The organism is Agathobaculum sp. TL06, from assembly GCF_054658635.1.
The window spans coordinates 118,490-130,061 of sequence record NZ_BAAGGY010000007.1 but is presented as its reverse complement, the minus strand read 5'-3'; the positions used below and the strand labels follow the sequence as shown (position 1 = coordinate 130,061).

At 62.2% G+C, this 11,572-nt stretch carries 8 protein-coding genes and 1 riboswitch; of the genes, 4 read left to right on the top strand and 4 right to left on the bottom strand.

Annotated elements, in window-relative coordinates:
- Window positions 1-177, top strand: a 177-nt coding sequence (locus tag ACYQ3S_RS05950) for a DUF4368 domain-containing protein (protein WP_459687770.1), incomplete at its 5' end; no start/stop codon positions are given.
- A gap of 82 nt (window positions 178-259) precedes the next feature.
- On the opposite strand, the gene ACYQ3S_RS05945 is transcribed toward ACYQ3S_RS05950, so the two are convergent.
- Both ACYQ3S_RS05945 and ACYQ3S_RS05940 read right to left on the bottom strand, forming a co-directional pair.
- A complete protein-coding gene (locus tag ACYQ3S_RS05945; RefSeq protein ID WP_459687766.1) occupies window positions 260-1,627 on the bottom strand; it encodes a citrate/2-methylcitrate synthase in 1,368 nt (455 codons plus the stop codon).
- 278 nt (window positions 1,628-1,905) lie between these two features.
- On the bottom strand, window positions 1,906-4,614 hold the full coding sequence (locus ACYQ3S_RS05940) for an S-layer homology domain-containing protein (protein WP_459687765.1): 2,709 nt from the start codon (window positions 4,612-4,614) through the stop codon (window positions 1,906-1,908).
- 299 nt (window positions 4,615-4,913) lie between these two features.
- Between ACYQ3S_RS05940 and ACYQ3S_RS05935 the strand changes: the two genes are divergently transcribed.
- Window positions 4,914-6,212 (top strand): hypothetical protein, encoded by a 1,299-nt coding sequence (locus ACYQ3S_RS05935; protein WP_459687764.1) that lies wholly within the window; start codon window positions 4,914-4,916, stop codon window positions 6,210-6,212.
- Between the two features lie 98 nt (window positions 6,213-6,310).
- Complete coding sequence (locus ACYQ3S_RS05930) at window positions 6,311-7,678, top strand: esterase/lipase family protein (RefSeq protein ID WP_459687763.1); 1,368 nt, start codon at window positions 6,311-6,313, stop codon at window positions 7,676-7,678.
- A 38-nt stretch (window positions 7,679-7,716) separates the two neighbouring features.
- Here the strand turns inward: ACYQ3S_RS05930 and brnQ are convergent, their stop codons facing one another.
- A complete protein-coding gene (gene brnQ, locus ACYQ3S_RS05925; RefSeq protein WP_459687762.1) occupies window positions 7,717-9,015 on the bottom strand; it encodes a branched-chain amino acid transport system II carrier protein in 1,299 nt (432 codons plus the stop codon).
- Window positions 9,016-9,154: 139 nt separating this feature from the next.
- Window positions 9,155-10,522 carry an alanine/glycine:cation symporter family protein gene (locus ACYQ3S_RS05920; protein ID WP_459687769.1) on the bottom strand — a complete coding sequence of 456 codons (1,368 nt, stop codon included), beginning with the start codon at window positions 10,520-10,522 and terminating at the stop codon, window positions 9,155-9,157.
- A gap of 129 nt (window positions 10,523-10,651) precedes the next feature.
- A riboswitch (glycine riboswitch) is annotated at window positions 10,652-10,755 on the bottom strand.
- A 347-nt stretch (window positions 10,756-11,102) separates the two neighbouring features.
- Between ACYQ3S_RS05920 and ACYQ3S_RS05915 the strand changes: the two genes are divergently transcribed.
- The gene (locus ACYQ3S_RS05915; RefSeq protein ID WP_459687761.1) at window positions 11,103-11,462 is read left to right on the top strand and encodes a hypothetical protein; all 360 of its coding nucleotides are present in this window, start codon (window positions 11,103-11,105) and stop codon (window positions 11,460-11,462) included.
- The last annotated feature ends 110 nt before the right edge of the window (window positions 11,463-11,572 follow it).

The window sequence follows — 11,572 nt, the reverse complement described above, 5'->3', positions numbered from 1 at the left end:
GAATTAACGCCTGCTATCGTCAATGAGTTTGTAAAGAAAATCATTGTTCACGCGCCGGATAAGTCCAGCGGACACCGCAGACAGAAGATTGAAATTGTCTGGAACTTTATCGGGGAACTGGAACAGGACGAGAACAAGCAAACGGTTGGAAGGCAAAGAAAAGGCAGAACGGCATAGCCTTTTGACTATGCCGCCCTGCGGTAATACAATTACTTCCTTATGGGTATGCGCGTTTAGGGAAACACGCTTTTTTATCGCCTTATCCGCGTTCGTCCAGATTTTTGTATACCACGGATTTGCAGAGCGGCTTGTAAGCCGGACGGATGATCTTGCCGCCCGTGGTGACCTCCTCCAGGCGGTGCGCCATCCAGCCGACGATACGCGCGGTTGCAAACAGCGGCGTATACAGCGACTTCGGCAGGCCGAGCATTTTATACACCAGGCCGGAATACATGTCCACATTGGCGCACATGGGCTTGTCGCTGCCTTTTTTCTCCGCGAAAATGGCCGGCGTGAGCTTTTCGACCAGCTCGATCAGGTCCATTTCCCGACTGAAGCCCTTGCTCTCCGCCAGGGGGCGCGCGGCTTTTTTGAGCGCCACCGCGCGCGGGTCGCTCAGCGTATAGATGGCGTGGCCCATGCCGTAGATCAGGCCGGACCCGTCGCCCGCCTCCCCGTCCAAAATCTTGCAGAGGTAGTCCGCGACCGCGCCCTCGTCCGTCCAGTCGCTGATGTTTTCTTTCATCTCCTCAAACTGCCGCACGACGCGCAGGTTGGCGCCGCCGTGCCGCGGCCCCTTGAGCGCGGAAACCGCCGCCGCGATCGCGGAATAGGTATCCGTACCCGACGAGGAGGTGACGCGCACCGTGAAAGAGGAGTTGTTGCCGCCGCCGTGCTCGGCATGCAGGATCAGGCAGCGGTCGAGCAGCTTGGCCTCGTCGTCCGAATACTTGCCGTTCGGCCGGACCAGGTGCAGGATGTTTTCCGCCGTGGAGCGGTCGGGGTCGGGTACATGCAGGAACATGGAATCCCCGTCGAAATACCGGCGCTTGGCCTGATACGCATGCGAGATGATGACCGGAAACTTGGCCATCAGGCTGATGCCCTGCCGCATGATGTTTTCGACCGTCGTCTCGTCCGGATTGGGGTCGTAGGAGTAAAGCGCGAGCGTGGCGCCCGCGAGCTTGTTCATAATGTCCCGACTCGGCGCGCGCATAATCATATCCTCGGTAAAATTATCGGGCAGCGCGCGCTCCAGGCCGATCGAGTGCTGGAATTCGTCCAGCTGGCGGCGGGTGGGCAGCGCGCCGCACATCAGCAGGTAGCCGACCTCCTCAAACCCGAAGCGGTCCTCTTGCTCCAAGCCGTGGATCAGGTCGTACACATTATAGCCGCGGTAGGTCAGGCGGCCCTCGATCGGCTCGCGCTCGCCCTCGTTGAGTATGTAGCCGTGAACGTTGCCCAGGCGGCTCGCGCCGACCAGGACGCCCGTGCCGTCCGCGTTGCGCAGGCCGCGCTTGATGCGGAAGCGGGTATACAGATCCGACGGGATCTGGTTATGCAGACGGAAGCTCTCGCTGAGCTCCTGCAAAAGCGCTGGGTTGACAAAGGACGGCTGTGTCGTCATATCGGGCTTGCTCCTTCCGCTTGAATCGTTCATTATGCATATATTTTACTCCTGTCCTGCAAAAATGTCAAATACCGTCGCTTGTTGAAACCCACAAAAGCGTATTTTATCCCTTTTGCCCGCTTGTTCAATATGCTTGTACGCAAGTGTCCCGCCCGTATTGTGCAACATTCTTTCCCACGCTGAATCAGGAAAAACCCGTTTCCCGTCCGGCCCGCAGGGCGGCCGCATGAAAAAACAGGAAAGCGCCCGCAGGCGCTTTCCTGTTACCGGCGGCGTCAGAATATTGCGACCGTCGTGCCGACCGGAATATTGTTGTAAATCCACCAGATATCGCTCTTATACATGCGCACGCACCCGTGCGAGATCGGATAGCCCGCGCTGTAGTCATATTCGGTATCCGTTCCCGGATAGCACAGGCGCGAATGGAAGGCATAGCCTGTTCCCGGATAGAAGCCGACCACCGGCCGCACGGTATAGGTGCTGGTCGTCCAGCCGCCCGCGGACTTGTAGGAAACCGTGGTCAGGCCGGTCGGGGTCGGGGAGCTGGCCGCGCCCGTGCCGACCAGGAAGGATTTAATCAGCTTCCAGTTGCCCTTCGAGCCTTCAAACACATTGACATGCTGATAGGCGCGGTTGATCCAGAGCAGGTATTTGGTGTTGCTCGAATAGCCCTTCGCGTTGACCCAGACCTCTTTTTCATAGGTCTCATAGTCGTTATTGACCGCATAGGCCGTGGTGTAGTTGCCCCGATAGGTGGAGGACACCAGATTCAGCACGCGGTTGACATCCCGCTGGTAATACCATTCGTCCGAGTAATTCTCGATCGGCACGGTCTTTTCCGCGTACAGCTCCTCGGTTTCGCCGGTGGAGGGGTTATCGTAGGTCAGCCGGAAGCCGATCGTTACGCTGGTCTCCATATCCTTGGTAAAGGTGAAATAGGTCGTGTGGCTGGAGGTCTTGTCCGCGGTCAGCGCAAACCGGCTGTTGCGGTACGCCTCCAACGGCTGGCCGTTCTGATACCACTGGGCCGAGCAGAGCTTTTCCTCGCTCACGCCCGTGAAGCTGACCTTGGTCAGCAGCGAACCGCCCGCCTTGACCGAAGCCGGCACGTCCATTTCGATTGTGACGCCCGACAGGCCTGGGTCGATGTTTTCGATCTTGGAGTCCGCGCTGAGCGAAACCTCGCAGTCCACGGCGCGGATATCGACCGATTCCGCTTTCCCTTTGCCGTCTACCTTGGTGCCGACGCCCGCAACCAGCAGCGTCTCCACCTTTTTATTCAGGGTCAGCGTGTTGCGCGCCGCGCCCGCGTTGACCGATACCGCGCGCACCGCGCCGTCCACCACGATGGTGTTGCCGCTGCCGGTGACGGTGAGCGTGTCCGCTTGCATGCCGGACAGGTCGATCGTGCGGTTCGAGGCGGTGATTTCGATGTTAGTCGTCTCGCCCTGGCAGGCTACCGCGCCGCCAGTACCCGCGATCACCAGCGTATCCGCGTGCGAATCGTCCCGCAGCGTCACCTCGGCCGTACCCGCCGGATCGACGGCAAGGACGGACAGCGCGGTGTCCTTCGAGGCGGTCAGCTTGACCGCCTCCGCGCCCTTGAGCACGACGCGGCCGTCCGCCGTCACGCCCGAGAGCGTCACTTCCTCTGTGCCGCAGGCGAACACACGGTCGCCCGCCGGCGCGGAGCCGGACAGCTCGACCGTGCTGCCGGTCAGCAGCGCGCCGCCGGTCAGCGCGGACAGGTCCGCGTCCTCAGTCGGGAAGTGGGGGACGATGCGCAGCAGCATGGTCACGAACTGCGCGCGGGTCAGCGCGCCGGACGGCGCAAGCGTGGTTTCGGTGTCGCCGTTGACGACTCCCGCCGCGACCAGCGCCGCGGCCGCCTGCTTCTGCTCCACGGTCATGGAGGCGGTATCCGTAAAGGCGTCCAGCACATCGGACGCGGCTTCCGCCCTGTCATAGGCAAACGCGCGCGCAAGCAGCACAAACGCCTCCGCGCGGGTCGCGGCAGCGTCAAAATTCCGGCTGTCGTCCGCGCCGATCAGCCCCAGATGGATCGCTTTTCCCAGATCGGCCGCATACCAGGCGTTCTGCGGCACGTTTTTCAGGCCCGCGGTATCGTCCTGCACCGACGCGCCGAGCGTCCGGTTGAGGATGACGATGGCCTCCGAGCGTTTGACCGGATTGTCCGGCAGCATTTTCCCGTCCACGCCGTTGAGCAGCCCCAGCTCGACCGCGCGTTCCAGCTCTGCGGCCGCCCAGTGGCCCGCGATATCGGGGAAGGACGGCTCGGCCGGCTCCTCCGGCACAGCGGGCTGGCCGGATGCGTCGGTCAGCGTGAGCGCAACGGGCAGCTCGCCCGCCATGATGCGGGCGGCGAGCAGCTTGGCCGCGTCCAGATCCAGGCCGCCGGTGACGGTCAGCAGGCCGTCGTCCGCAGCGTAGGCCGCGGTCTCGCCCACCGCTTCGCCGTCCAGCGTGACGGCGAGCGCGTCCTCCTCATCCAGCACGGAGAGCGCGTCCTGCGCTTCGTCGGACAGGGTGAGCTGTAAGTACGCCGCGCCGTCGTCGCCCTCGGCGGCCTGTCCAGCCTCGGCGGCGGTCACGTCCGCGCCTGTCAGGGCGATGCCGCCCTCCGCGTCCGCGATGCGCAGCGCGTTTGGCAGGGCGAGGAACGCGGCCAGCCCGTCCGGCGCGTCCGCATCCGCGGGCAGCGTGACGGTCAGGCTGGTCCGGTCGTCCGCGAGCGAAACGGCCGCGCCGTCCAGGCCGAGCTGCGTTACCCGCTGCACGAGCACAGCTTCCAGCTGCGACGCCAGCGCGTCATCCACGGCTTGTACGCCGTCCGGCAGCGTGACCGCAAAGGTCAGCGTGATCGGCGGGGCCTCCTCCTCCGGCGCCGGATCGGCGCCCGCGGCAAAGGCAGTCGTAAAAAGCAGGACCGCGGCCAGCAGGCCGCTCAAAACACGTCTTTTCAAGGTAATGCTTCCCCCTGTATGAACCGTAATATCTTCATTTTACGGTTGACCGGCGGGCTTGTCAAGCGAAAGCGCGGTTTCAGTTTCGCTACAATGCGCATTTCCCCCGTATTTCTCCCCATGCCCCGCCCCGCTGGGGGCGGGCGTCCGCTGGAAAGGCCTCCGTTTTTTCCCGTCCGCCCCGCCGGAACCCCAACCCACCCCCGTCCGTCCAACGCAGAGGGAGGTTTACAACCCTTTTTCCCCGTGCTATACTTAAAGTGTATTGAATCGTATCGTTTCAGAGGAGGAACCCACCTATGCTTTGCAAGAACTGCGGCAAGGAGCTGCCCATCGCGGGCAAATTCTGTCCTTTCTGCGGCGCGCCCGTCGAGCAGGCCGGCGTGAACGACGAAACCGCCGTTTTCACCACCCTGCCGGAGGAGCTGAACGGCCCGATCGACACCTCGGCCTTTGACGCCGCCATGCGCGACGCGCACCCCGCGGCCGGCGGCGCGGCGTCTTCCGACCCGCTCGGCGCGACCGACCCGCGCGCCCCCGCACCCGACGAGCTGCCGCCCATCGACGTGCCGCCCGTCCGCCGCGCGTCGGGTACGCCGGACGTTCCGCACACCACGCGCTTTGAGCGCCGCGGCGAGCCGGACTACCGCCCCTACCGCAAGCCCAGCAAGGGCAAAAAGGGCGCGGTGATCGCCCTGGTCGTCGTCCTGGTGCTGGCCCTGATCGGGGGCGGCGTCTGGTTTTTCCTGTCCCGCCAGCCGGACGAAAACCTTACCCTTGCGGAAAAGTACATGAACCGCGGCGATTTCGACCAGGCGCTCGAATACTACCTCGCCGCGCAGGCCGAGGCCAAGGACCCGTCCACGCTGGACGCGACCATCCAGCTTCTGCGCGATTATCAGGACGCGCAGGATTACATGGACAACGGCCAGTACACCGAAGCGGTCGCCGCCCTCAAGCAGCTGCAGAACCGCGTCACCGATCCGGACTCCACGCTGTACGCCGCGATCGAGGAAATGATCCAAAAGGCGCAGACCGCGCAGGCCGACAACCAGTTCGCCGCGGATATCCAGGAGGCGCAGAGCTACCTGAGCGATCAGAAATATGACGCGGCCGCGGGCAAGCTGGATTCGCTCGCCGCGGACGACACCCTGACCGACGACCAGAAAAAGCAGGTCGAGGACCTGCAAAAGCAGCTGACCGAGGCACAGGCGGCCGCCCAGCGCCAGGAGGAGACCCAGCAGCAACAGGCGCAGCAAAAGCAGTCGTTCAGCAGCCGCATCGACGAGCAGGAGGCAAACGACCAGAAGATCTCCGCCGCCGCGACGCCGGAGGAGGAGCTGGAGCTGACCTCCACCTCGTTCGAGGCCTGGGACACCCTGCTCAGCGAGATGTACGACTATCTGGCGACCGTCCTCAACGCGGACCAGTACGCCTCCGAGGAAGCCAGCTATAAGACCTGGGTGGAGGAGCGCGACAAGGGCGCGGAAAACGCCGCCGCCCAGAGCGAGGACGAGACCGCGGGCCAGCTCGCCGCGGCCAGCTTCAAGCAGAGCTATACCAAGGCGCGCTGCTACAAGCTGCTCGACCTGATGTAAGCGGAAGCATCCGCCGCCGGGAGGCCATTTACGGCCTCCTGGCTTTTTTTCTGCGGCATTTTATGGTATACTGGCCTGGTAAGGGGGAAAGATGATCGATGGAGTACTGCAAACGCTTTCTGCGGGTGCTGCTGGTGTTCGTGCTGGCAAATCTCGCGCTGCTGGAAACGCTGGCGCCGCCGCCCGACTGGCTGACGCTGCCGCTGCTGTTCGGCCTGCTGGCGTGCTATCTTTGGTTCCATATCCGTCCGCGGCGCGCCAAGGGGGCGACGCGCCGCCTGCGCGCGCTGCTCGGCGGCTACGAGCTGCTGCTTGTGGCATTTTTCGTGATCCTGGCGGAAATGGCGTTTTACCCGCTCCTGCTGGCGACGGGCGCGCTGCGCCGCGCGGTTCCGGCGCTGGCCGCCGCGCCGGACTGGGTGTTCCTTGCCGCGAACCTGCTGCTTTTCGTGCCGCTGGTGGGCGCGCTGCTCGTCAACGGCTTTTTCCGCGTGCTGCTCACCTCCAGGCATCTGCGCGTGGTCTGGCGGGTGCTGTTCCTGCTGTGCTGGTGGGTGCCGCTTTTCAATCTGTATCTGTTCTACCGCGTGCTCAAAGCCGTGCGGCATGAGTATTATTTCGAGCTGTCCCGCCTGGAAAACGAGGCCGTCCACGCGGAAAACCGCGACTGTGAAACGCGCTACCCGATCGTGCTGGTTCACGGCATCTTTTTCCGCGACTGGCAGCTGGTCAACTACTGGGGCCGCATCCCGCGGGCGCTGACCCGCTGCGGCGCGACCATCTTTTACGGCGGGCAGCAGTCCGCCCTGCCCGTGGCGCAGAGCGCCGCCGAGCTGGCGGAACGCCTGCGGGCCGTCCTGCAGGAAACCGGCGCGGAAAAGGTCAACCTGATCGCCCACTCCAAGGGCGGACTGGACAGCCGCTACGCGATCACCCGCCTGGGGCTTGCGCCGCACGTCGCGTCCCTGACCACGGTCAACACCCCGCACCGCGGCTGCATCTTCGCGGAGGAGCTGCTGCGCACCCTGCCGAAAGGCGTGATCGCCTGGATGGAGCGCCGGTACAACGGCCTGTTCCGCACGCTCGGCGACGCCTCGCCGGATTTCCTCGGCGGCGTGCGCGACCTCACACGGGAGAGCTGCCTGCGCTTTAACCGCGAAACGCCCGACCAGGAGGGCGTGTTTTACCAGAGCGTGATGAGCACGATGCGAAAGCCGTCGAGCGCAGGCTTCCCGCTCAACCTGACCTGGCATCTGGTACGCAAATACGACCGCGAGGCAAACGACGGGCTGGTTGCCCGCTCCTCCGCGGAATGGGGGCATTTCCTCGGCAATCTCTCCGCGTCCGGCCGGCGCGGCGTGTCGCATGGCGACGTGGTGGACCTGATGCGCGAGGACATCCCCGGCTTTGATGTGCGCGAATTTTACATCGGGCTGGTCAAGGGGCTGAAGGAAAAAGGGTTCTGAAAAAAGAGGAGGAGCGTTTCGCTCCTCCTCTTTGCTTTTTACGCCTCCTCCGGCCGGCCGGACAGCAGCAGCCCGAGCGCAAGCCCGACCAGGCCCGGCAGCACCCAGCCGAAACCGAGCGGCGCAAGCGGTATTTTTTCCAACAGCGCTGTGACGCACGGGATAGATACGCCCGCCTGCGCGAGCGCTGCGGCCACGCTCTGTACGCTCACAAAGCCGATAGCGAGCGGATAGACCAGCCGCCGCCGGTGCAGGCCGGATACGAACGACAGCAGGATCAGCGCGAGCGCCGCGGGATAGATCGCGTTCAGGACCGGCGTGGACAGCTTGAGGATGCCCGCCAGACCGATATTGGAAATGACCATGCTGACCGCCGCGAAAAAGACGACCCACATCCGGTAAGAGACGCGCGGCAGCAGGCCGTGGAAATACTCGCTGCAGCAGGACAGCAGGCCGATACAGGTGTTCAGGCACGCGATCACAAAGATCGCCGCCAGCAGCACGCTGCCCGGCGCGCCGAACAGTGCGGAAACCATGCGCGTCAGCGTGTCCGCACCGGTTTCGCCGCTGGGGAACGCCGCGCCGGAAAGCGCGCCCACATGCGCGAGCATGGAATAGATCGCCAGCAGCAGCGCGCCCGCGACCCAGCCCGCACGGATCGTGCCGCGCACGACCTGCTTCTCCTCCTCAATACCCCTGGCGCGGATGTTGAGCGCGATCACCGCGCCGAAATTGAGCGCCGCAATCGTGTCCATGGTCTGATACCCGCCGAGGAAGCCCTCGACCGCGGGCAGGGAGGCATACGCCGCTTCGGGCGCGCCGTAGTGCGCGGCGACCGGCCTGGCCACACAGCCCAGGAACAGCGCCACGATCAGCACGATCAGCGTCGGACAGAGCAGCTTGCCCAGGCGGTCGGTCAGCTTTTCCGGCCGCAGCGCGACCAGCAGCGCCACGGCAAAAAACACGGCCGAGTAGCCTGCCTGCCGCGCGCTCCCGCCGCCAATCAGCGGCGCGACCATCTCGAACGAGGTGCTCGCCGTGCGCGGTATGGCAAGCCCCGGCCCGATCGACAGGTACACCAGTAGCGTGAACACCGCCGCAAAGGCCGGATGCACCCGCCCGGCCAGACGGCGCAGGCCGTCCGCCTTCGCCACCGCGATCACGCCCAGCACCGGAAAACCGATCGCACTGAGGATAAAGCCCGCCATGGCCGGCCAGGTGTTCGTACCCGCCTGCGCGCCGAGGAAGGGCGGGAAAATCAGGTTGCCCGCCCCGAAGAACATGGAAAACAGTGTAAACCCAACCAACAGCAGATTTTTCCCGCGCAGCCGCTGCATAAGCCTCCCCCTTTTCCCGCTTTTCATAAACCTTATTATACTATGTCCCCCATTTCCGCGCAAATACGCACGCTAACACGGCAAAGCGGTAAAATAAAAGGAGGCGCGCTGGCAAGCGCGCCTCCGGAAAACCGCGGGTTTATTTTTTTGTGATATCCTCGCCGTGCGCCGCCCGGGCGACAATGCCGGACAGGAACAGCAGCGCGATCAGGTTGGGGAACACCATCAGGCCGTTGAACAGGTCGGACAGGTTCCACACCAGATCCACCTGCAGCGCCGAGCCGATGATGATGCACACCACGACGATCGCCGCGTAGACCTTGGTGGCCTTCTGGCCGAACAACGCCTTGACGTTGGTCTCACCGAAGAAGTACCAGCCGATGATGGTCGAGAACGCGAAGAACAGCATGCACACCGCCACGAACGCGTTGCCGACCGAGCCGAGCGTGACGTTGAACGCCGCCTGCGCCAGCTCGGTACCCTGCAGGCCGTCCGGCGCGCCGGACTGGAGCTGGCCCGAGGTCAGGATAACCATAGCGGTGAGCGTAAGTACGATAAAGGTGTCGATGAACACCGAGACAATCGCGATCTCGCCCTGGTCCTGCGGCTTTTCGACCTTGGCCAGCGCGTGCGCGTGCGGGGTGGAGCCCATACCGGCCTCGTTGGAGAACAGGCCGCGCGCCACGCCGTAGCGCATCGCCTCGCGCACGGTGATGCCGACCGCGCCGCCCAGAATCGCCTGCGGGTCGAACGCCGCCACGAAAATGGACTTGAGCGCGGGGAGGATCGCCGCGTGGTTGACGCACAGGATGCCGATGCAGCCGATCATGTAAAAGATCGCCATGACCGGCACGACCTTTTCGGTGAACGCCGCGATGCGGCCCACGCCGCCCAGGAAGATGAAGCCCGCGATTACCGCGCAGATCACGCCGATCACGACCTGGGGCGTGCCGAACGCGGTCTTGAACGCCACGCTGATCGAGTTGGCCTGCACCATGTTGCCGGTGAAGCCCAGCGCAAAGATGATCGCCAGCGAGAAGAAGCCCGCCAGGAACTTGCCGAAGCCGCCCTGGAAGCGCGCCCTGATGTAGTAGATCGGGCCGCCGGTCACATGGCCTTCCTTATCCACGGTCTTGTACTTCTGCGCAAGCACGGCCTCGCCGTAGATGGTGGACATGCCGAAGAACGCGGAAAGCCACATCCAGAAGATCGCGCCCGGGCCGCCCGAGTACAGCGCGGTGGCCGCGCCCGCGATGTTGCCCGTGCCGACCTGCGCCGCAATCGCGGTGGTGAGCGCCTGGAACGGGCTCATGCCGTCCTTGCCCGCCTTTTCGCCCTTGAGCGAGAAGTTGCCGAACAGCCGCTTCCAGCCCGCGCCGAACTTGCGCACCTGCACAAAGCGCGTGCGGATGGTGAAAATGACGCCCGTGCCGACCAGCAGATACAGCAGCACGCTGTTCCACACGATGTCGCTGACCTTGCTTACCAGACCAGCCAGTTGATCCATTGACATTGTCTTACAATCCCCTTTTTCTTTCCGCGGCAAACAAAAAAGCCAGAACCCCCAAGGGTTCCGGCTCACAGAAAACAAACGGACATCGCGCCGCGCGCAAAGCGCCGACCCGTACCCGATCAGTCCCCAAACTCTGTCCTTTTGCCTGAGAGATTGGCGCGCGGCCCCCAGCCGCACGCGTTGCACCTTCGGCAGCCCCCTGCGGGGCGTTCTCCAGAGCCGCATCCGTTTACAGTCCTCATCCGGAAAACCGGACGCCTGAGAGTTTTGCTCCTTCGGCAAGCCGCGCGGCTTTTTCCTGCAAACTTCGTTTGTCGCGATATAATCTTGGAATATCAGTGTATCATTTCGCGGGGCATCTGTCAAGCGCGGTCCCCTGCGCTCCCTTTTTACATTTGGACTGATAGGCTTCAACTCCATCATTTTCACTAAATTCACTGCTCGACCGATACAAGGCTCGAAAAGAACCAAAGGCAACTTCGGCATCTTTTCATACGTTGAAAGAAACACTAAAGTATTGTAAAATAAATGATACAAAAGATACAGAACGACAGTTCAAGTTAAGGAGGTCTATATGAAGAAGATTATTTATTATCTAATAGCATCGGTTTTCCTCATGTTTATTTTACCGTGGCTTGCTGTTACATTAGTACCAAATGACGCTGGAATGATTACCACTGTTTTTTTGCTTTTTACTGTTAATCCTATTTATTCTATAATCGTTGGCGTATTTGCAGGCAAGAATGTTAAAACTTTATGGTGGCTGCCAATTGTTACAATTATCATTTTCTTAGCAGGTACATGGACATTCTTTGAAATGGGTGAGCCGGCGTTTTTATTGTATGGCGGATGTTATCTCTTAATTAGCATTATTGCAATGTTGGTTAGTGCATTTGCGAATAAAGAAAAAGTTAAGTCCCAACCTGTTAAATAAAACACAATTATATCATAAAAGCTCCGCCTATTCAAAGGGTGGAGCTTTTTCTGTGCATTTCGATGAAGAAATTATTCGGTAAGCCTAGATCAGTCCAAAGGGTAAAAGGG

What these genes read in the sequence shown, in the direction of transcription:
- ACYQ3S_RS05930 (WP_459687763.1), top strand. Translation starts at nt 6,311, where the DNA reads ATGGAGTACTGCAAACGCTTTCTGCGGGTGCTGCTGGTGTTCGTGCTG.
- ACYQ3S_RS05935 (WP_459687764.1), top strand. Translation starts at nt 4,914, where the DNA reads ATGCTTTGCAAGAACTGCGGCAAGGAGCTGCCCATCGCGGGCAAATTC.
- ACYQ3S_RS05920 (WP_459687769.1), bottom strand. Translation starts at nt 10,522, where the DNA reads ATGGATCAACTGGCTGGTCTGGTAAGCAAGGTCAGCGACATCGTGTGG.
- ACYQ3S_RS05915 (WP_459687761.1), top strand. Translation starts at nt 11,103, where the DNA reads ATGAAGAAGATTATTTATTATCTAATAGCATCGGTTTTCCTCATGTTT.
- brnQ (WP_459687762.1), bottom strand. Translation starts at nt 9,015, where the DNA reads ATGCAGCGGCTGCGCGGGAAAAATCTGCTGTTGGTTGGGTTTACACTG.
- ACYQ3S_RS05945 (WP_459687766.1), bottom strand. Translation starts at nt 1,627, where the DNA reads ATGACGACACAGCCGTCCTTTGTCAACCCAGCGCTTTTGCAGGAGCTC.